This is a genomic window from Kitasatospora purpeofusca, assembly GCF_042691725.1.
Taxonomy (GTDB): Bacteria; Actinomycetota; Actinomycetes; order Streptomycetales; family Streptomycetaceae; genus Kitasatospora; species Kitasatospora purpeofusca_B.
In genome coordinates this window covers 5,788,602-5,808,379 of the sequence record NZ_CP170483.1, presented here as the reverse complement: position 1 = coordinate 5,808,379, position 19,778 = coordinate 5,788,602, and the positions used below count along the sequence as shown (strand labels likewise).

Annotated in this window: 12 protein-coding genes and 1 pseudogene; 6 read left to right on the top strand and 7 right to left on the bottom strand. The window is 74.3% G+C overall.

Annotated features, from left to right (window positions below; all coding sequences use genetic code 11):
* Nucleotides 1-22: 22 nt before the first annotated feature.
* The gene (locus ACFCLZ_RS25095; RefSeq protein ID WP_380279458.1) at nt 23-1,699 is read right to left on the bottom strand and encodes a chitinase; all 1,677 of its coding nucleotides are present in this window, start codon (nt 1,697-1,699) and stop codon (nt 23-25) included.
* Nucleotides 1,700-1,979: 280 nt separating this feature from the next.
* Between ACFCLZ_RS25095 and ACFCLZ_RS25090 the strand changes: the two genes are divergently transcribed.
* Nucleotides 1,980-5,207: a S41 family peptidase gene (locus tag ACFCLZ_RS25090; RefSeq protein ID WP_380279456.1), complete on the top strand. Its 3,228-nt coding sequence runs from the start codon at nt 1,980-1,982 to the stop codon at nt 5,205-5,207.
* A gap of 85 nt (nt 5,208-5,292) precedes the next feature.
* On the opposite strand, the gene ACFCLZ_RS25085 is transcribed toward ACFCLZ_RS25090, so the two are convergent.
* Entirely contained in the window at nt 5,293-5,559 is a 267-nt protein-coding gene (locus tag ACFCLZ_RS25085; protein WP_380279454.1) for a hypothetical protein, read from the bottom strand.
* Between the two features lie 203 nt (nt 5,560-5,762).
* Here ACFCLZ_RS25085 and ACFCLZ_RS25080 point away from each other — a divergent pair, with 203 nt between their 5' ends.
* Complete coding sequence (locus ACFCLZ_RS25080) at nt 5,763-6,560, top strand: phosphoribosyl-dephospho-CoA transferase MdcG domain-containing protein (protein ID WP_380279452.1); 798 nt, start codon at nt 5,763-5,765, stop codon at nt 6,558-6,560.
* Between the two features lie 23 nt (nt 6,561-6,583).
* Here ACFCLZ_RS25080 and ACFCLZ_RS25075 read toward each other — a convergent pair whose 3' ends face one another.
* The 4 genes from ACFCLZ_RS25075 to snpA (ACFCLZ_RS25060) all read right to left on the bottom strand — a co-directional run bounded on the left by ACFCLZ_RS25075 (nt 6,584) and on the right by snpA (ACFCLZ_RS25060) (nt 11,181).
* The gene (locus ACFCLZ_RS25075; protein WP_380279450.1) at nt 6,584-8,692 is read right to left on the bottom strand and encodes a phosphocholine-specific phospholipase C; all 2,109 of its coding nucleotides are present in this window, start codon (nt 8,690-8,692) and stop codon (nt 6,584-6,586) included.
* 166 nt (nt 8,693-8,858) lie between these two features.
* Nucleotides 8,859-9,518, bottom strand: coding sequence for a pentapeptide repeat-containing protein (locus ACFCLZ_RS25070; RefSeq protein ID WP_380279449.1), 660 nt, complete (start codon nt 9,516-9,518; stop codon nt 8,859-8,861).
* 224 nt (nt 9,519-9,742) lie between these two features.
* On the bottom strand, nt 9,743-10,357 hold the full coding sequence (gene snpA / locus ACFCLZ_RS25065) for a snapalysin (RefSeq protein WP_380279447.1): 615 nt from the start codon (nt 10,355-10,357) through the stop codon (nt 9,743-9,745).
* Nucleotides 10,358-10,533: 176 nt separating this feature from the next.
* The gene (gene snpA / locus ACFCLZ_RS25060; RefSeq protein ID WP_380279445.1) at nt 10,534-11,181 is read right to left on the bottom strand and encodes a snapalysin; all 648 of its coding nucleotides are present in this window, start codon (nt 11,179-11,181) and stop codon (nt 10,534-10,536) included.
* A gap of 296 nt (nt 11,182-11,477) precedes the next feature.
* On the opposite strand from snpA (ACFCLZ_RS25060), the pseudogene ACFCLZ_RS25055 reads away from it, so the two are divergent.
* Nucleotides 11,478-12,443: pseudogene (locus tag ACFCLZ_RS25055) on the top strand (LysR family transcriptional regulator); the annotation flags it as partial.
* A 995-nt stretch (nt 12,444-13,438) separates the two neighbouring features.
* On the opposite strand, the gene ACFCLZ_RS25050 reads toward ACFCLZ_RS25055, so the two are convergent.
* Entirely contained in the window at nt 13,439-15,145 is a 1,707-nt protein-coding gene (locus ACFCLZ_RS25050) for an ABC transporter family substrate-binding protein (RefSeq protein WP_380279443.1), read from the bottom strand.
* A gap of 412 nt (nt 15,146-15,557) precedes the next feature.
* Here ACFCLZ_RS25050 and ACFCLZ_RS25045 point away from each other — a divergent pair, with 412 nt between their 5' ends.
* From ACFCLZ_RS25045 to ACFCLZ_RS25035, 3 genes are all read left to right on the top strand, one after another.
* On the top strand, nt 15,558-16,541 hold the full coding sequence (locus ACFCLZ_RS25045; protein ID WP_380279441.1) for an ABC transporter permease: 984 nt from the start codon (nt 15,558-15,560) through the stop codon (nt 16,539-16,541).
* Between the two features lie 143 nt (nt 16,542-16,684).
* Nucleotides 16,685-17,638: an ABC transporter permease gene (locus ACFCLZ_RS25040; protein ID WP_380286276.1), complete on the top strand. Its 954-nt coding sequence runs from the start codon at nt 16,685-16,687 to the stop codon at nt 17,636-17,638.
* On the top strand, nt 17,635-19,734 hold the full coding sequence (locus ACFCLZ_RS25035; RefSeq protein WP_380279439.1) for a dipeptide ABC transporter ATP-binding protein: 2,100 nt from the start codon (nt 17,635-17,637) through the stop codon (nt 19,732-19,734). Before ACFCLZ_RS25040 ends, ACFCLZ_RS25035 begins: the two co-directional genes overlap by 4 nt.
* Nucleotides 19,735-19,778 lie beyond the last annotated feature (44 nt).

The following is a 19,778-nucleotide window of genomic DNA, read 5'->3' as shown; positions in this document are numbered from 1 at the left end:
CGCCCAGCGGCCGGCAGGTCCGTCAGCGGCGGAAGTAGGAGTCGAAGTTCTTCGAGAACTCCCGGCCGCCGAACTGGTCCCAGTTGATCGACCAGGTCATCAGGCCGCGCAGGCCGGGCTGGGCGCCCGCCTTCGGGACGTAGCTGCCGCAGTTGGCCAGCTTGGTGAGGCAGTCCAGGGTCTTGTTGACCTCGGCCGGGGCGACGTAGCCGTTGCCCGCGTTGGTGGTGGCCGGCATGCCGATGGCGACCTTGGAGGCGGGCAGCGCCGGGAACACGTTGTTGGCGTTGCCCGCCACCGGGAAGCCCTTGAGCAGCATGTCGGTCATCGCGACGTGGAAGTCGGCACCGCCCATCGAGTGGTACTGGTTGTCCAGGCCCATGATGGAGCCGGAGTTGTAGTCCTGGACGTGCAGCAGGGTCAGGTCGTCGCGCAGGGCGTGGATGACCGGCAGGTAGGCGCCGGCCCGCGGGTCCTGGCCGCCCCAGGGGCCGGAACCGTAGTACTGGTAGCCGAGTTGGACGAAGAAGGTCTCCGGCGCCATGGTCAGCACGAAGTTCGGGCCGTACTTGGCCTTGAGCGTCTTGATCGCGGAGATCAGGTTGACGACGACCGGGCTGGTCGGGTTCTTGAAGTCGGTGTCGCCGGTCTGCAGCGACAGCGAGTGGCCCTCGAAGTCGATGTCCAGGCCGTCCAGGCCCCACTTGTCGATGATCGCCGAGACGGAGCTGACGAAGGCGTCCCGGGCGGCGGTGGTGGTGAGCTGGACCTGGCCGTTCTGGCCGCCGATCGAGATCACCACCTTCTTGCCCTTGGCGCGCTTGGCGGCGATGGCGGCCTTGAAGTCGGCGTCGGACTCGACGCTCGGGCACTCGGTGACCGGGCAGCGGTTGAACCGGATGTCGCCGGAGGTGACCGAGGTCGGCTCGCCGAAGGAGAGGTTGATGAAGTCCCACGAGTCGGGGACGTCGGCCATCTTGGTGTAACCGGCGCCGTTGGCGAAGCTGGCGTGCAGGTAGCCGGTCAGGGACTTGGAGCCGGGCGGCGGCGTGGTGGGCGTGCCGGTGGGCGTGGCGGTCGGGGTCACGGTGGGCGTCTCGGTCGGGGTGACTGTGGGCGTGACCGTGGGCGTGGCGGTGGGCGTGGCGGTCGGGCTGGGCGCGCCGGGGCCGTCCAGCGAGACGTCGTCCGCGTAGTAGGTGCCCTGGCCGTACCAGCCGTGGGTGTAGACGGTGGCGCTGGTCTGGGTGGCGCCGGTGGTGAAGCTGACGCTCAGCTTCTGGTAGGCGCCGCCGGTGCCGGGCGTCCAGGACGAGGTGCCGCCGTCCACGCCGAGGTAGACGTAGGAGCCCTTGAGGTAGGCGCTGAGCGTGTAGGTGGTGTTGGGCGCGACCGTGACGGTCTGCGCGCAGCGGGCGGTGTCGCTCGCCGAGGCGGCCGCGGCCAGGGCGTAACTGCCGCCGTGGGCCTGGCCGGTGACGACGCTGCCGGTGCCGGCGGTGCAGCTCCACGGGCCGAGGGCACCGCTCTCGAAGCCGCCGTTGACCAGGAACTCGCCGGCCGAGGCGCTGGGCGCGAGGCCCAGGGTGAGGCCGACCATGGTGGCCGCGGCGACGGCCGAGGCGGTACCGGCGGCCAGCGCGGTGCGCGAGCGACGGCGGGGGGCCGCGGGGGCCGGGGAGACAGGGGTTCTGCGCATGTGGGGGACTCCTTGCGGAGGGCGCGGTCGTGGGGGTGTCCGGGCATGCCTGGGCGCGCACCGATGGTGGGGGAACGGCGCGGCCGGGCAGACAAGTTGGACTAGACCACTGAAGTGGATTCGGCCGCACGGTGTCAATGGTCCAGACCGGTTCCGGCCCTGCGACGGCCTTGCGACGGCCCTGTGACAGCCCCTGCGACGCCCCCGCCGACGCCCCCGGGCAGGCGGCTGCGGAGGCCTTCCGGTTGCCGCGCGTGACACCCCGTCGAAGCATGGAGGGGTGACGACGCCCGGCTACCTCCGCTACCCCCACCTGCGCGGGGGCCTGTTGGCGTTCACCGCCGAGGACGACATCTGGATCGCCCCGCTGGACACCGGCGCCACCGCCACCGGCCGCGCCTGGCGGGTCACCTGCGACCGCACCCGGGTCAGCCACCCCCGGCTCTCCCCCGACGGCGCCACCCTCGCCTGGACCGCCTGGCAGAGCCTCGCCCCCGAGGTCTGGACCGCCCCCGTCGACGGCGGCGAGGCCGTCCGGCTCAGCCACTGGGGCAGCCAGGACACCCGGCTGCGCGGCTGGCTGCCGGACGGCGAGCTGCTCGCCGTCACCTCCTACCACGAGCCCTTCGGCCACTACACCTGGGCGCACGCCCTGCCCCCCGACGGCCGCCCCGCCCGCCGGATGCCCTGGGGGCCGGTCGGCGACGCCCAGGTCGGCCCGGCCCACACCGTGCTGCTCACCGGCGCCGCCCCGCACGAGCCCGCCGCCTGGAAGCGCTACCGGGGCGGTGCCACCGGCCGGCTCTGGGTGGACGGCGAGCGGATCCTCGCCGAGCTGCCCGGGCACCTCGCCTCACCCATGCCGGTCACCACCGCCGACGGCGACCGGATCGCCTTCCTCTCCGACCACGAGGGCGTCGGCAACCTCTACTCCTGCCGCCCCGACGGCACCGACCTGCGCCGGCACACCGACCACGCCTCCTACTACGCCCGCGAGGCCGCCACCGACGGCGTCCGGATCGTCTACCAGCACGCCGGCGACCTCTGGCTGCTCGACGGCCTGGACGCGCCCGCCCCGCGCCGGCTGCGCGTGCCGCTCGGCGGCGCCCGGGCCGGCCGGCGCCCCTACCAGGTGAGCGCCGCCTCGCACGTCAAGGACCTCGCCTGCGACGCCACCGGACGCGCCGGGGTGATCACCGTGCGCGGCAGCCAGTACTGGCTCACCCACCGCGACGGCCCGGCCCGGGCGCTCGCCGACACCCCCGGCGTGCGCACCCGGCTGCCCGTCGTGCTCGGCCGCACCGGCGAGGCCGCCTGGATCACCGACGCCGAGGGCGAGGACGCGGTCGAGATCGTGCCGCTGCCCGGCCACGAGCACGCCCCCGCGCAGCACGGCCACCGCAGGCTCGCCGGCGGCCGGATCGGCCGCGTCCTGGAACTCACCGCCGCCCCCGACGGCGCCCGCCTCGCGGCCACCACCTCCGACGGCCGGCTGCTGCTGGTCACCGCCGCCGACGGCACCGTGCGCGAACTCGCCTCCTCCGGCCACGGACCGGTCACCAGCGCCCGCTTCTCCCCCGACTCGCACTGGATCGCCTGGTCCCAGCCGGCCGCCGGCCGCTCGCTGCGCCGCATCCGGCTCACCCGCGCCGACGCCCCCGCGCCGGTCGTCGACGTCACCGACGGCCGCTTCGAGGACGAGCAGCCCGTCTTCACCCGGGACGGCCGCTACCTGGCCTTCCTCTCCTGGCGCGGCTTCGACCCCGTGCACGACGTGCACACCGGCGACCTCTCCTTCCCGCTCGGCTGCCGCCCCTACCTCGTCCCGCTCACCGCCGACACGCCCTCCCCGTTCGCCGCCCCCGACGAGGACGGCGCCCCGCACGGCGACGGCGGCGGCGACGGCACCGTCCAGGTGGACGCCGAGGGCATCGGCGAACGGCTGATCCCGTTCCCGGTGCTCGCCGGCAAGTACTCGGCCACCGACTCCGTGCGCGGCGGACTGCTCTGGCTGCGCTGGCCGATCTCCGGCGTCCTCGGGCAGACCTTCACCAACCCCGACGACACCTCCGGCCGCCCCGCCCTGGAGTACTTCGACCTGGCCCGCGGCTCCCGCTCCACGCTCGCCGACCGGCTCGACGGCTACGCGGTCTCCGGCGACGGCGGCTCGGTGGCCGTCTACGCGGCCGGCACCCTGCGGATCGTCCCGGTCGGCGCGCCGTCCGCCGGCGGCAACGTCGACCTGCGGCGGATCACCCACACCGTGCACCCGGCCGCCGAGTGGCGCCAGGCCTATGCCGAGGCCGCCCGGATCGTGCGCGACCAGTTCTGGGACGCGGGCATGAGCGGGCTGGACTGGCCCGCCCTGGTCGCCCAGTACGAGCCGCTGCTGGAGCGGATCGCCGGCCCCGACGACTTCGCCGACCTGCTGCGCGAACTGCTCGGCGAACTCGGCACCTCGCACGCCTACGTCACCCCCTCGCGGCGCGGCGAGGGGCCCGCGCTCGCCCAGCAGCCGCTCGGCCTGCTCGGCGCCAACGCCCACCGCTCCCCCGACGGGCGCTGGCTGTTCGACCGGGTCCTGCCCGGGGAGTCCTCCGACCCGCGCGCCCGCGCCCCGCTCGCCACCCACGGCGTGCGCGACGGCGACGAGCTGCTCGCCGTCGCCGGGCGGCCCGTCGACCCGGTGCGCGGACCGCTGCCGCTGCTCGCCGGGACCGGCGGCACCAGCGTCGAACTCACCCTGCGCCGGGGCGGCCCGGACGGCGCCCTGCGCCGGATCACCGTCACCCCGCTCACCGACGAGCGGGCCATCCGCTACCAGGACTGGGTGGCCAAACGGCGCGCCCTGGTCCGGGAGTTCAGCGACAGCCGGTGCGGCTACCTGCACATCCCGGACCTCGGCGGCTCCGGCTGGGCGCAGTTCAACCGCGACGTGCGGCGGGAGCTGGACAAGCCCGCGCTGGTCCTGGACGTGCGCGGCAACGCCGGCGGCAACGTCTCCGAGCTGGTCCTGGAGAAGCTCACCCGCCGCGTCCTGGCCTGGGACTTCAGCCGCGGCCGGGAACCCGTGCGGTGGCCGCGCGACGCGCCGCGCGGGCCGGTGGTGGCGCTCGCCGACGAGGCCACCAGCTCGGACGGCGACGTCGTCATCGCCGCCATCCGGCTGCTCGGGCTCGGCCCGGTGGTCGGCAACCGGACCTGGGGCGGGGTGGTCGGCATGACGGGGCGCCACCAGCTCGGCGACGGGACGCAGATCTCGGTGCCGAAGAACGCCTCGTGGTTCACCGGCGGGCTCGGCTGGTCGGTGGAGAACCAGGGCGTCGAGCCGGACGTGCACGTCGTCCGCCCGCCCCGGGACTGGGCCGCGGGGCGGTACCCGGAGCTGGTCACGGCGGTGCGCCTGGCGCTGGAGCTGCTGGACGACGTACCGGCCGCCGTTCCGCCGCCGCCGGACACGCCGCGCCCGGACCTGCGGCGGCCGCCGCTGCCGCCCCGGGAGCGGTGAGCGCGGGAGCGCCGACCGGTGCTGCCCGTCGACGGGCAGCACCGGTCGGCGCTCAGCACCGGTCGAGGGCCGGGCCGGTCGGCGCTCAGCCCCAGGGGTCGCCCTCGGAGGTCATGTCCTGGCGGGCGCGCTCCTCGGCCTCCCGGTCGCCGACCGCGGAGGCCTCCTGCGCCTCGCGGGCCTTCTCGGTCTCGGCGCTGAAGGCGTCGGCGGCCTCGTCGTGGGCCAGGGCCGCGCGCTGCGCGGCGTCGGTCATCGCGGTGGTGTCCCGCTCGGCGCCCTCACCGAGCGAGGACCTGGTCTCCTCGGCGGTGTGCTGCGTCCTGTGGCGGAACCTGTCGAAGATGCCCATGACTCCTCCTCCGGGCGAATTCCGGACTGCCCCCACTCTCACACCGCCGCGCCCGGCCCGCACCCGCTGCCCGGCCGGGGTCGCCGGCGGCCGTTGAGTCGTTGGTCCCTGGTCACGGGCGCCGAAAGGCCGTAGCCGTCCCGGTGGGGCGGGAGGAGGGTGGAAGCCGTCAGCCGGTCCCGATCCCACCCCTGGAGCCCGCCGTGACCGTCGCCGCCCACCCCCGCGTCCCCCGTCCGAGTGAGGAACTGCACGGCGGACCGCGCCGGCTGGTCGGATCGCTGGCCGCGCTCGACGGGCGGCTGCCCGGCGTCCACGACCTGCTGCTGATGCAGTGCCCCAGCTCGCTGCGCCCGCTCGGCGGCGGCGAGCTGCCGGACTGGGCGCGGCAGGTGCTGCGCGCGCACCCCTGGGTGACGGTCGGGCGGGCGCCGGCGGTGGCGGGCGCGCCGGTGGACACCCCGCACCCCGTGCGCTGCGTCCGGGACGTGTCGGCCGCGCCGGAGACCTGGCTGCCGGTGACGGTGCGCGGGCCCCGGCGCGGACAGCGGCTGGACGCCCTGGCGCCCCGGGCGGCGGTGGCCCGCACGCTGCGCCCCGAACAGCTGCCGGGACGGCTCTGCCTGCTGTCGCCCGAGCGGGTGGCGGCGATCCCCGCGCTGGCGGTGCTCGCGCTCGCCGGGCAGCTGATCGCCGACCACCGGCTGGCCTGGGGCCCGATCGGCTCGATCGGCTACGAGCTGGCCACCGGCGAACCGGTGGCCGGCCCGCTGAGCCCGCTGCGGCTGGTGCTGCGCGCGCCGCAGCCGGTCAGCCGGCGCGACGCGCTGCACCTGCGGCGGGCGCTCAGCCGGCTGCGGGTGCCGGTGCAGGCCGAACTGGAGACCCGGTACGGCGCGGTGCTGCTGGCCGAGTACGCGGCGTCGCCGCTGTCGCTCACGCTGCTCACGCCGTACGGGCCCCGGGAGGTCCACGATCCGTGGTTCCCCCGGGGCCTGTGAGCCCGTGACGCGCGCGCCGGGGCTCAGCCGCTGACGCTGGCGGCGCCGGTCTCCAGGTGGCCGGTGAACCGCTGCGACCAGGTGCTGTCGGCGTCCACCGTGACGGTGAAGTCGTACCAGCCGTTGGTGTAGGCGACGGCGTTGAAGAAGTCGCTCACGCTGCCGCCGGCCGGCACCTGGTAGGTCCAGGGTCCGTCGGTGCGGTAGTTGGTGGACGTGATGGTGAAGGTCAGCGCGGTGGCGCCGGTGTTGGCGAGCCTGAAGTACACCGCCGGCCTGCCGGTGCCCGGCTCCACGGCGTACGAACAGGTGACGGCCGCGTTCTTGCCGGCCTTGGTGGCGTCGCCCTTGAAGCGGCGCAGGAAGCGGTTGGGGCCGACCACGCTCAGGTCGTACTGGCCGCTGCCGTAGCCGGTGCCGCAGTTGAAGAAGTCGCTCTGGTTGCCGCCCGGGTCGACGGTGTACTGCCAGGGGCCGCCGCCGCGGTAGGCGTTGGCGTACGCGGCGAAGTGGGCGGACTTCGTCGCCTCGGCGCCCTCGTTCGCCATCTTCAGCCAGACCTTGATCGCGCCGGCCGAGCCGAACTCCAGGTGGTCCAGGTTGGCGTTCGGCTGGTAGGGAACGGCGCGGGCCGGGCGGGTGCCGGCCTCCTGGGCGGGCAGCTTGTTGTCGACCGGGGCCGGGTTGGGCAGCGGCCCGCAGGTGGACATGCCGACCACCGCGCCGGCCGTGGCGGGCAGCGCCGGCAGGCCGTACACCGGGTTGGCGAAGTCGAACAGGCCGGTGAGGTCGCCGCAGACCCGGCGGCGCCAGTCGCTGATGTTGACGCAGGTGGCGGGCTTGCCGAGGGCGGCCGTCCACTTCTCCAGGAAGCGCAGCACCGAGGTGTGGTCGAAGACCTCGGAGGAGACCCAGCCGCCGCGGGTCCACGGGGAGACGGCGATCAGCGGGACGCGGAAGCCGAGGCCGATGTTGGTGCCGTTGTAGAACTCGCCCGGGGTGCCGGCCGGGGCGGCGGGCGGCGGGACGTGGTCGAAGAAGCCGTCGTTCTCGTCGTAGTTGAGGAACAGGACCGTGGAGTTGAAGACGTCCGGGTCGGCGTTGAGCGCGTCGACCACGTTGTGGACGAAGTGCGCGCCGTCGGCCGGGGTGGCGTACGGGTGCTCGGAGACCTCCTGGTTGGGGACGATCCAGGAGACCTGCGGGAGGGTGCCGGCCAGCACGTCGGCCTTGATCGCGGCGACGATGTCGTCCGGGGTCCTTCCGGTGGCCCTGGGGACGGAGCCCATGCCCTTGACCGCGAGCGGGCTGCCGGCGGGCGCGTTCGCGAACTGGGTGAAGTAGGCCAAGGCGTTGTCGCCGTAGTTGTCGGCGGCGTTCTGGTAGACCTTCCAGCTGACGCCGGCGTTCTCCAGCGCCTCGGCGTAGGTCTGCCAGCGCAGGCCCTTCTCGTCGCCGCCGTCGTACGCCGGACCGCCGGCGGCGCCGGACGGGTCGATCTGGCCGGACCAGTGGTAGGTGCGGTTGGGGCCGGTGGCGCTCAGCACCGAGCAGAAGTAGGCGTCGGCGATGGTCCAGTTCTCGGCGAGCGCGTAGTGGAACGGGATGTCCTGACGGGTGAGGAAGCCCAGGGTGCGGACATTGCCCTTGGCCGCCACCCAGGAGTCCAGCTTGCCGCCGTTCCAGGCCTTGTGCTGGTCGCTCCAACCGTGGCTGAGGTCCCCGTTGCACTGGGCGAGGCGCTCCGGGTCGGCGCCGCCGGCCGGCTTGGTGAGGCTGAACTGCCACGGGTACTGGCGGGCCAGCAGGCCGTTGGGCTGGTTGAAGACGGAGTAGCCGCCGGCGATCTGGACGGCGGAGCGGTCGGCGAAGCCGCGCACGCCGCGCAGCATGCCGAAGTAGTGGTCGAAGCTGCGGTTCTCCTGCATCAGGATCACGATGTGCCGCGCGTCGGCGAGGGTGCCGGTCTGCGACAGCGCGGCCGACGGCGCGGTGGCCGGTGCGCCTGGCGCGGTGGCCGGTGCGGCGGCGGGGGCCGCCCCGGCGCCGGTGGTTCCGGCGCCGGCCACGGCCAGACCCGCGGCGGCGGCGCCGGACAACGTCACGAACTTCCTACGACTCAGCTCGGCCATCAGCCCAGCCCGTCCCTTCACTGGCGATGTTGTGCACACAAGTCGGGGCCCACTCGATCGCGCAGCATCCTCCACCCGCCCCGAACGCGCCCACCAGGGGTGGGCGGCAGGGTTGGCGGACTGTTCTCCCCGCCGTCACCGAACGACCGGCGGTTGAACGGCCGGCTCAGCCGTCCTGCACCGTGATCCCCAGCGCCTGGGCGAACTGCGGGGCCAGTTCGAGGAGTTGGGTGGAGCTGATCAGGGCCCCGCGCAGGCCCTGGTGGCCGTCGGGCAGGCCGAGGGCGGCGGCGCCGCGCAGGTCGACCCTGCTCAGGGTGGCGCCGCGCAGCCGGACCTCCTCCAGGGTGGAGCCGGGGAAGGTGACGTCGGTGAGCCTCGCGTCGGCGAGGTCGACGTCACGCAGCAGGCAGTCCTCGAAGACGACGTCGCGCAGCACGGCGGCGCGCAGGTTGACCGCCTCCAGCTTGCAGCCGCGGAACACCACCCGGCGCAGCGCCGAACCGTGGGCGGCGATGCCGGCCAGGACGCCGCCGGTGACTGCGCTGTCCTGCCACTCGCTGTCGGCGAGGTCGCAGGCCACCCAGCGGCCGGCCTGCGCCCAGACCTCGTTGAACCGGGCCTGGCGGAGCTTGACGCCGCTCAGCGCGACACCGGTGAGGGCGCACTCCAGGAAGGTCGCGCCGGCCCCCGACTGGTCGGTGTACTCGCCGCCGTCGAAGTGGACGGTGTCGTAGCGCCCGTCGCTGCGCAGCGGCCCGGTGTGCGCGGTCAGGTGGTCGGCGTAGGGCAGGTCTTCCAGGCGGTCGGGGACGTGCTGGGGCATGGCGGGGGCACCTCGCGGTCGGCGGCGGACGGGTCCTGGTCCGCATGCTCGCACGGGGCACCGACAATCCCGGCGCGAGCGGGCACGGCGGTGACACGGTGGGGCGCGCACCGCCGGCCCTGCTCGGGGACGCCGCGAGGGGCGGGAACGCACACGGGGCGGCCCGGTCGCCGGGGTTCCGGCGACCGGGCCGTCACTGCGGTGCGCGGGGCAGGCCCTGGGGGCTACCGCCAGAGGGAGTTGACGCGGCTGCGCTCGGTGCTGTTCGGGTACGGGTTGGTGCAGGAGGTGCCGGGGCCGCCGCCCGACATCAGCTCACTGCACGGGCCGGAGTAGTGGTCGGGCAGGCCGAGCACGTGGCCGGTCTCGTGGGCGGTCACCCGCACCGAGTTGTACTGCCGGTTCTGCGCGTAGTCGAGGAAGATGTAGCCGCGGCCGTGACCGTCGGTGCTGGCGTACGAGCCGCGCGAGTCGTTGCCCTCGTAGTAGCGGAAGTCGGCGGCGGAGCCGGACCGGAGCTGCACGTTGGCGACCGAGCCGTTCCAGATCTGCGCGCTCTGGGATATCTGCGAGGCGAAGGACGGCGCGCTGCTGGCGTCGTAGGTCACGGTGACGGCCAGCAGGTACGGGTTGGCGGCCTGCTTGGCCCGCGCGGACTTCATGACGGCCTCGTAGAACGCCTGGTTGTCGGCGTCCTCGGCGGCCGAACCGGCGTAGGCGGTGCCGGACGCCGTGTAGCCCTGGGTCGGGGCGGCGACGGCGCTGGTCGGCAGGGCGGCCAGGCCGGCGGCGAGCGCCAGGCCGAGGGCGGCGGAGAACGTGCGCGAGACACGGTTCATGTGGGGGCTCCCGTTCACGGGTCGAGGGGCGGGGGTACGTCGGTACGTCGGTGCGGCGGTACGGGAGGTACCGCGGGCGGTGCGGTGGTGCGGATGGGCGCGCGCCCGGCCGGAGGGGGTCGTCCGGCCGGCGCGCGTCGAAGGCCGCCGGGAGGGCGGTCCGCCGAAGGGCCGGATCAGCCGGCCAGGCCGTACCGCCACAGGGAGTTGACGCGGCTGCGCTCGGCGCTGTTCGGGTACGGGTTGGTGCACGACGGGCCGGGGCCGCCGCCCGACATCAGCTCGCTGCACGGGCCCGAGTAGTGGTCGGGCAGGCCCAGCACGTGCCCCGTCTCGTGCGCGGTCACGCGCAGCGAGGAGTACTGCTGGTTCTGGGTGTAGTCGAGGAAGATGTAGCCGTTGCCGTGGCCGTCGGTGCTGGCGTAGGAGCCGTTGGCCGGGTCGTCGCCCTCGTAGTAGGCGAAGTCGGCGCCGGAGCCCTGCTGGAGGCGGACGTTGGCGACCGAGCCGTTCCAGATCTGCGCGCTCTGGGCTATCTGCGAGGCGAAGGACGGCGCGTTGCTCGCGTCGTAGGTCACGGTGACGGCCAGCAGGTACGGGTTGGCGGCCTGCTTGGCCCGCGCGGACTTCATGACGGCCTCGAAGAACGCCCGGTCGTCCGCCTTGCCCGCGCCCTTCGCGGCGGTGCCCGGGGTGTAGTGCCGGACGGCGCCGGCGTCGGGGGCACTCACCGGGGCGGCGGTGGCGGCGGTCGGCAGGGCGGCCGTTCCCGCGGCCAGGACCAGTCCGAGCGCGATGGAGAGCGTGCGCGAGACACGGTTCATGTGGGGCTCCGATTCGCGAGTGCGCCGCGGCCGGTGGGGGCCGGGCCGCGGGCATCGGATGAATGCTTGCTGCCCCAGAGCTTCGGCCAGGCCGGCGGCCCGGCGGATGATGTCAACCGGCGATAGCCCGGAACAATCACCGCACCACCCGACGATCGGTCCGGCGGTCCGTCCGACCATCGGTCCGGCGATTCCCGGCGGTGGGCCGCCGGCCGCGCACCGGCCGACCCGACAGCCTGTCATGTCCCTGGCGTCAACCCGTTTCGACCGTTACGCTCCCCGATGTGGAGCTCGACGTGAGACACCTGCGGGTGCTGTGCGCGATCGCCGACACCGGAAGCCTCCGCAAGGCAGCGCTGCAGCTCGGCATGACCCAACCGTCGCTCACCACCCAGCTGCACCGCATCGAACGGGCCGTCGGCGGCACGCTGTTCACCCGGGAGCAGACCGGCAGCCGGCCCACCGCGCTCGGCCACTCCGTGCTGTCCCGGGCCAGGCCGGTGATCTCCGAGATGGCGGCACTGGTGGCCGCCGCCCGCCAGGAGGCGCGGGAGGCGGCCGGTGGGGAGCGGGCCCGGCGGCTGCGGATCGGCAGCGTCGGCAGCCGGGCGGTGGCCGCCTGGCTGCGCCGGCTGCACGATCGCCTGCCGGAGACCGACACCACGATCCAGATCGACATCTCGGCCAACGCCCTGCTCCGGATGATCGCCGCCGACCAGTTGGACGTCGCCTTCGTGCACGAGAGCGAGGGCTTCCCGCTGCGGCTGCCCCCGGACGCCGAGCACCGGGTGCTGCTCGCCCGCGAGCCGCAGTTCGTCGCGCTCGCGGCCGGCCATCCGGCGGCCGCCCGGCCGGTGGTCCGGCTGGCCGAACTCGCCGAGGACACCTGGATGGTGGATCCCACCGCCGACCACGAGTACGCCGCGATGCGCCGGGTGTTCCGCGCCGCCGGGCTCAACCCCCGGGTGGTGCAGGTGCGGGACAACACCACCGCCGCCGAACTGGTCGCCTCCGGGGAGGCGGTCCGCCCCTGCCAGCCGACCTCCCTGCCCGGACCGGGCACCGTCGTGCGCCGGCTGCACGGCGACCCGCTGGCCGTGCGGCTGCTGCTGGTCTGGCGGCCGCGCGCGCTCGGCCCGCCGGGCCGGGAGGCGCTGTACGAGGAGCTGCGGGCGGCCTACCTGGACCTCGCCCAGGCCAGCCCGGTGTACCGGTCCTGGCTCACGGGGCGCGACGAGGTGCTGCGCACCCTGCTGGGGCCGCCGCCGCTGGACCCGCTCCGCGCGAACGGGTCGGTGTCCAACGGGTCAGCACTCAACGGGTCGGTGTCCAACGGGTCGGCGCTCCACGGTCCGGTCCGCGGCGGGGCGGGCGGGACGAACGGGCCGGGCCCGCCGAACGGGACGAACGGCCGGGCCGAGGAGCACCCCAGCGACGGGCAGCCGCGGGAGGGCTCGGGGCAGCGCCATCCGTCCGCCCCCGCTCAGCGGTCCCTCGCGTGCGGCGCCACCCCGGCCGCCGCCGTCGCCGCCGTCACCAGGCCCGTCACCAGGCCCACCGCGAGGGCCCCGGAGCCGCCCGCCGCCGTGCAGGCGAGCACCGGCACCGAGGCCACCGGCAGCAGCGCCGGCTGAACCGACCGCCGCCGCCGAGCCGAAGACCGGGTCGTGGCCACACCCCCGGAGGAAGGCCTGCCGGCCGTCGCGCAGTGGATCCCAGCCCCTCGTGCTCGTCATGGACGGTCTCCGGGCTCCGGACGGGCGGGCCGAACCCGCCGCATCTGGCAGCGCACCGGGCGCCGCGCACGCACCACAGGGCGCCGGGAAGCGTCCGAGGACGTCCGGAAAGGGCCCGAGAAGGGCCCGCGAGCGACCGAAGTGTCCGCCGGATGCGATGATTGCCCGACTATGCCCCGATATGCCCCGGCGTCAGCGAGAGTTGACGCCCCGGTGCGCGAACCGGGTGACAGCGCGGCGGGTTTCCGGGCGCGCCCGTGCCGTGGGGCGTGACGGCCCGGACCGCCCGCTAGATTCGTCCCCGGTTCGAAGCGGACGGGGCCCGGGGACGAGCCCTGCGGCACGGGCGGCCTGCGGGCATCGCGGAAGGTCAAGACGGGTGGCAGGACAGCGGGGGCGGCGACGCCGGTCTTCCCGTGTCCGCACCACCCGCCTCGTGATCACCGCGCTGCTCGCCAGTGCCCGCCGTGCGCCCGCCCGACCGCCGGGGGCCGCCCCGCCGGTCCCGCCCCCGTCCCCGGTTACTTCTCCCAGCCGACCTTGGCGTAGTCCGTGCTCGCCAGCCCGAACGCGCCGTAGTTGGCGAGCCCCTTGCGGGCCGCCCCCACGGTCGGCCGCTGGTACAGCTCGTAGGTGTGGCCGAGTTCCCAGATCCGGGCGTCCGCCTGGTTGTAGAGCTTCGCGGCCTCCACCGGGTCGATCGTGCCGGCCGCCTTCTTCAGCAGCGCGTCGATCTCCTCGCTGCCCAGCTTGGAGTAGTTGCCGAAGACGTTGTCGCCCTGCGGCAGGCGGAAGTTGGTCAGGCTGCTGGAGAGCGGGAACGAGTCGGTGTTGCGCCAACTGGCGATGTCCCACTTGCCGGGGTTGACGTACTTGGTGAAGAAGTCGTTGGCCGCGACCTTGTCGACCTCGACCTTGACGCCGGCCGCCAGCCACATCGCCTGGGCCGCGGTGGCGAGGTCGACCTGGGCCTGCGGGGTGGACTCGTTGAGCACCCAGTGCAGGGTCAGCGCCTGACCGTCCTTGGTGCGGGGCCGGCCGCTGCCGTCCTCCTTCCAGCCGGCCTCGTCCAGCAGCTTCTTCGCGGCGGCCAGGTCGAACTTCGCCCAGTCGCCGGAGTTGTCGCGGTAGCCGGTCTGGTTGGGCATGAAGATGTGGTTGCCGAGCGGCTTGAACTCCACCGGCACGCCGTTGTTGGCGATCTTGATGAGCGCGCCCCGGTCCAGCGCCCGGCCGAGCGCCTGGCGGACCTTCACGTCCGCCAGCGGACCGCCGCCGCCGAACGAGATGTGCACCTCGTCCCACGGGCTGGCGGACCGGATCACCGTGTCCTTGGCGTCCTTGAGCTGCCCGTACGCGGTGGCGGTGCCGGCCGCGGCGTAGTCGATCTCGTTGTTGAGGAAGGCCTGGGTGGTCGCCGACTGCGACATCACCCGGAAGGTGATCCGCTCCGCCTTCGGCTTGGCGCCCCACCAGTTCGGGTCCGGGACGAGCGTGAGGGTCTGCGCGGTCTTGTCGGCGGTGCCGATCTTCAGCGGGCCGGCGGTGATCGGGATCCGCTCCACCCAGCCCTTGTTGAAGTCGTCGGCGGTGGCGATCCCGGCCGCCGGGATCAGCGGGCGGAACAGGCTCTGCCAGTCGGCGTACGGCTCGGAGAAGGTCACCTTGACCTCGGCCGGGTCGGCGCCCTGCTCGACGGCGGAGATCAGCTCGTAGCCGGCCGAGTCGGCGATGTTGTAGCCGTCCTTCTTCCCGTTGGTGGCCTCCCAGTCGGCCTTGAAGTCGAGGTAGCTCAGCGGCTTGCCGTCCGACCACTTGGCCTTCGGGTTCAGCCGGTAGGTGATCACCTGCGGCGAGGCGGAGGTGACCTTGGCGTCCAGCAGGTAGTCCGCGACCGGCTTGAAGGTGCCGGTCTCGTCGGTGCTGAAGAGGCTCGGCTCCAGCGTGCGCATGATCTCGACCGCGTCCCCGTAGCGGCCGTCCACCTGGAACGGGTTCCACTGGGTGATCCACTGGTAGAGCGGGAAGCGGACCTCGCCGCCGTCGCGGACCTGGTCCAGCGGCTTGGCGTTGATGTCGATGGACCCCTGCCCGGGCGCCTCGCTCCTGACCGCCGTGTCCGCCGAACCGCCGCCGCCCGAGCTGCACGCGGTGGCCGCCAGGGCCACGGCGAGGGCGAGGGCGGCGGCGCGGCCGAGTCGGCGCGCGGGCGTGGCGGAAGCGTCCATGAGGGTCCCCCCGTGATGTCGGGCGAGTGGTGAGAGGTGAGCGACGCGAGGTGTGGCGAGGCTTGAGCGTGGGCAGCCAAGTCGGTGCCGGGGACCGAACGTAACAGCCGATCAGAACGAGTACCAGGGGGCAGAGTTGACACCTGATCCAAGCGAAACGGAGCGCAACACGGCCGCAACACCGCGGCCGCGCACCGGTGCCACACTCTGACCGGCGCTTTCCTGACCACGGTCAAGAATCTCGGCCGACCGCCCGTGCGGGGCTCTCCCGCCCCTCCTCCGCGTCCCTTCTCCGTGCCCCCCGGCGTCCCGGCGTCCCGGCGTCCCGCCCGCACCCTCGCCCCCGACCCGAAGGCCACCCTCCGATGCCCACCAGACGCGTCGGCCCCGCCCCCGCCCCGGGCGGCCGTTGATGCTCCGCTACCTGACCAAGCGGCTCGCCTACTACGCCGTCCTGCTGGTCGCCGCCGTCTTCCTGGCGTACGCGCTGGCCGGCGCGGCCCTGCAGCCGCGCGCCTACTTCGAGGCCAAGGTGCCGCGCCCGGCCGCCGCCTCGGTCGAGCGCCAGCTCACCGACCTCAACCTGAACGACCGCACCCCGGTCGTCCGGCGGTTCGGCCGCTGGGCCGGCGGCCTGCTGCTGCACGGCGACCTCGGCCGCACCATCCACGACACCCCCGTGATGGACGACTTCCGCCGCCGGATCTGGGTCTCGCTGCGGCTCCTGCTGGTCGGCAGCCTGCTCGGCATGGTGCTCGGCGTCGCCGCCGGGGCGTGGAGCGCGGTGCGCCAGTACCGGATCTCCGACCGGCTGCTGACCGTGCTGTCCTTCGTCCTGCTCTCCACCCCGGTCTTCCTGGTCGCGCTCTTCCTCAAGAACGGCGCCATCGCCGCCAAGGACGCCGTCGGCCACGAGGTCGTCCCCTTCACCGGGTACGAGACGCCCGGGCTCACCGGCGGCCTCGGCGCGCACCTCGCCGACTGGGCGCTGCACCTGCTGCTGCCGACCCTCTCGCTGGCGCTCGGCGGCCTCGCCACCTACAGCCGCTACCAGCGCGGCACCATGCTCGACGTACTCGGCTCGGACTACCTGCGCACCGCCGAGGCCAAGGGCCTCACCCGGGGCCGGGCGCTGATCAGGCACGGGCTGCGGACGGCGGTCATCCCGATGTCGACGATGTTCGCCTACAGCTTCCTCGGCATCTTCACCGGTGCCGCCTTCACCGAGACCATCTTCGGCTGGCACGGCATGGGCGAGTGGTTCATCCAGTCCGTCAACGAGCAGGACGTCAACGCGGTCGTCGCGGTCAACCTGTTCGCGGCGGTCGTGGTGCTCGCCTCCGGTTTCCTCGCCGACACCCTGCACGCCGCGCTCGATCCGCGCGTGCGGTCCTGAGCCGAGGAGGAGCCCCCGTGACCGCCGCGATCACCGGACCCGCCGAGCCGCCCGGGCCCGATTCTCCCGCCGCCTCCGATTCTCCCGCCGCCTCCGATTCTCCCGCCGCCCCCGCGCCCGGGACGGCCGGTCGGGGGCGGATCGTGCTCGCCCGCCTGCTCGCCGCCCGCGGGGCGGTGGCCGGCGCCGTCGTCGTCCTGCTGCTGTTCCTGCTGGCCTTCGGCGGCCCGTACCTCACCCCCTGGGACTACGCCGCCCCCGACTACGGGGCGCTGCGCCAACCGCCCTCCACCACACACTGGTTCGGCACCAACGGGATCGGCCAGGACGTCTTCGCGCAGACCCTGCGCGGCCTGCAGAAGTCACTGGTCATCGGCCTGCTGGTGGCACTCTTCTCGACCGTGCTGGCCTCCCTGGTGGGCGCCTGCGCCGGCTACTTCGGCGGCTGGACCGACCGGCTGCTGATGTTCCTGGTCGACCTGATGCTGGTCTTCCCCAGCTTCCTGGTCATCACGATCGTCTCGCCCCGGCTGAAGGGCTCCGGCTGGCTCGCCTTCGTCCTGCTGCTCGCCCTGTTCAACTGGATGATCACCGCCCGGGTGGTCCGCTCGATGACGATCTCGCTGCGCGAGCGGGAGTTCGTCCGGGCCGCGCAGTTCATGGGCGTCCACCCGCTGCGGATCATCACCCGGCACGTGCTGCCGAACGTCGCGTCCTTCCTCATCATCGACGCCACCATCGCGGTCGGCGGCGCCGTGATGAGCGAGACCGCGCTCTCCTACTTCGGCTTCGGCGTCAAGGCGCCGGACGTCTCGCTCGGCACCCTGCTCGCCGCCGGTACCAGCGAGGCGCCGGTCTTCCCCTGGCTGTTCTACTTCGCCGCCGGGCTGCTGGTCCTCTTCGTGCTGGCCGTCAACCTGATCGGCGACGGGCTGCGCGACGCCCTCGACCCCACCGCCGAGGCCGCCCGACGGCCCCGCCGCGCCCGTGGCCGTGGTCGTGGCCGTACCCGTGCCGGTGGCCGTGACGCCCGTGACGGCGCCCGCGACGCCCGCGATGCCCGCGACCGGGCCCCGAGGAAGAGGACCCGCACGTGACCAGCACCGCCGCGACCAGCACCGCGACCACCCCCGCCGGCACCCCGCTGCTGCACGTGCACGACCTACGGGTCGACTTCACCGGTCCGCGCGGCACCGCTCCCGTCCCCGCCGTGCGCGGCGTCGACCTCACCCTGCGCCGCGGCGAGACCCTCGGCATCGTCGGCGAGTCCGGCTCCGGCAAGTCCGTCACCGCGCTGGCCGTCCTCGGACTGCTGCCCGGCACCGCCCGGGTCCGCGGCTCGGTCCGGCTGGACGGCCGGGAACTGGTCGGCCTGCCCGGGCGCGAACTGGCCGCCGTCCGCGGCCGGCGGATCGCGATGGTCTTCCAGGACCCGCTCTCCGCCTTCACCCCCGTCTACCGGATCGGCGAGCAGCTCGTCGAGGCGCTGCGCGTCCACCGGCCCGGCCTCGACCGGTCCGCCGCCCGCAGGCGGGCCGCCGAGCTGCTCGACCTGGTCGGCATCCCGACCCCCGACCGCGCCCTGGACAGCTTCCCGCACGAGTTCTCCGGCGGCATGCGCCAGCGCGCCATGATCGCCATGGCCGTCGCCAACGACCCCGACGTGCTGCTCGCCGACGAACCCACCACCGCCCTGGACGTCACCATCCAGGCGCAGGTGCTCGACGTGCTGCGCACCGCCCGGCGGGAGACCGGCGCCGCGCTCGTCCTGGTCAGCCACGACCTCGGGGTGATCGCCGGAATGGCCGACCGGGTCGCCGTGATGTACGCGGGGCGGGTCGTCGAGACGGCCGGCGTCGACGAGCTGTTCGCCGCGCCGCGCCACCCGTACACACTCGGCCTGGTCGGCGCCGTCCCCCGGCTGGACGGCCGGCGCGGACCGCTGGTCCCGATCCCCGGCACGCCCGCGCCGATGGCCGAACTGCCGGACGGCTGCCCGTTCGCCGCCCGCTGCCCGCTCGCCGAGGACCGCTGCCGCACGGTGGAACCGCCGCTGGCCGGTGACGGGCACCTGGCCGCCTGCGTCCGGGCCGGCGAGCTGGCCGAACGGCGGCCCGCGCCCGGCGAGGTGTACCCCGTGCCGGAACTCCCGGCGGCGGCCGGCCCGCCGCTCCCCCGGGCGCAGCGCCCGGCGGTCCTCGAGGTCACCGGGCTCACCAGGACCTTCCCGCTGCTCAGGGGGACCGTCTTCAAGCGCCGGGTCGGCTCGGTCCACGCGGTGGACGGCGTCGAGCTGTCGATCCGGGAGGGCGAGACGCTCGGCCTGGTCGGCGAGTCCGGCTCCGGCAAGTCCACCACCCTGTTCGAACTGCTGCGCCTGGCCGCCCCCGAGTCCGGCCGGATCGAGCTGCTCGGCCGGGACACCGCCGGGCTCTCCCGCGCCGAGGCCCACCGGATGCGGTCCCGTCTGCAGATCGTCTTCCAGGACCCGATGGCCAGTCTCGACCCCCGGATGCCGGTCGGCGACATCGTCGCCGAACCGCTGCGCGCCCAGCGGGCCGCGAAGGGCGAGATCGCCCGCCGGGTGCCCGAACTCCTGCGCCAGGTCGGCCTCGACCCTGCGCACGCCGTCCGCTACCCGCACCAGTTCTCCGGTGGGCAGCGGCAGCGGATCTCGATCGCCCGCGCGCTGGCCGTCCGCCCCCGGCTGCTGGTGCTCGACGAGCCGGTCTCCGCCCTGGACGTCTCGATCCAGGCCGGGGTGCTCAACCTGCTCCAGTCGCTCAAGGCGGAACTGGGCCTGTCCTACCTCTTCGTCTCGCACGACCTCTCGGTGATCCGGCACCTCGCCGACCGGGTCAGCGTGATGTACCTGGGACGGACGGTCGAACAGGGCGAGGTGTCCGCCGTCTTCGAGCGGCCCCGGCACCCCTACACCCGCGCCCTGCTCTCCGCCGTCCCGCTGCCGGACCCGGCCGCCGAACGCGCCCGCGCCCGCGTCCTGCTGGCCGGCGACCCGCCCTCCCCCACCGTCCGGCACACCGGCTGCCCGTTCCGGGCCCGCTGCCCCGTCCACCCCGGGCTCGACGCGGCGGCGCGCGACCGCTGCGCGAACGAGGCGCCGCCGCTCGCGGCCGCCGCCGATCCGGTGAGCGCCGATCACCAGGCCGCCTGCCACTTCCCGCAGGAGTGACGGAACCCGCTGGCCGGGCGCCTCCGAACAGCGGACACCCGCCT

Excerpts from the sequence above, each read along its gene's own strand:
- ACFCLZ_RS25095 (WP_380279458.1), bottom strand. The coding sequence starts at position 1,699 with ATGCGCAGAACCCCTGTCTCCCCGGCCCCCGCGGCCCCCCGCCGTCGC.
- ACFCLZ_RS25045 (WP_380279441.1), top strand. The coding sequence starts at position 15,558 with ATGCTCCGCTACCTGACCAAGCGGCTCGCCTACTACGCCGTCCTGCTG.
- ACFCLZ_RS25050 (WP_380279443.1), bottom strand. The coding sequence starts at position 15,145 with ATGGACGCTTCCGCCACGCCCGCGCGCCGACTCGGCCGCGCCGCCGCC.
- snpA (WP_380279445.1), bottom strand. The coding sequence starts at position 11,181 with ATGAACCGTGTCTCGCGCACGCTCTCCATCGCGCTCGGACTGGTCCTG.
- ACFCLZ_RS25070 (WP_380279449.1), bottom strand. The coding sequence starts at position 9,518 with ATGCCCCAGCACGTCCCCGACCGCCTGGAAGACCTGCCCTACGCCGAC.
- ACFCLZ_RS25085 (WP_380279454.1), bottom strand. The coding sequence starts at position 5,559 with ATGGGCATCTTCGACAGGTTCCGCCACAGGACGCAGCACACCGCCGAG.
- snpA (WP_380279447.1), bottom strand. The coding sequence starts at position 10,357 with ATGAACCGTGTCTCGCGCACGTTCTCCGCCGCCCTCGGCCTGGCGCTC.
- ACFCLZ_RS25075 (WP_380279450.1), bottom strand. The coding sequence starts at position 8,692 with ATGGCCGAGCTGAGTCGTAGGAAGTTCGTGACGTTGTCCGGCGCCGCC.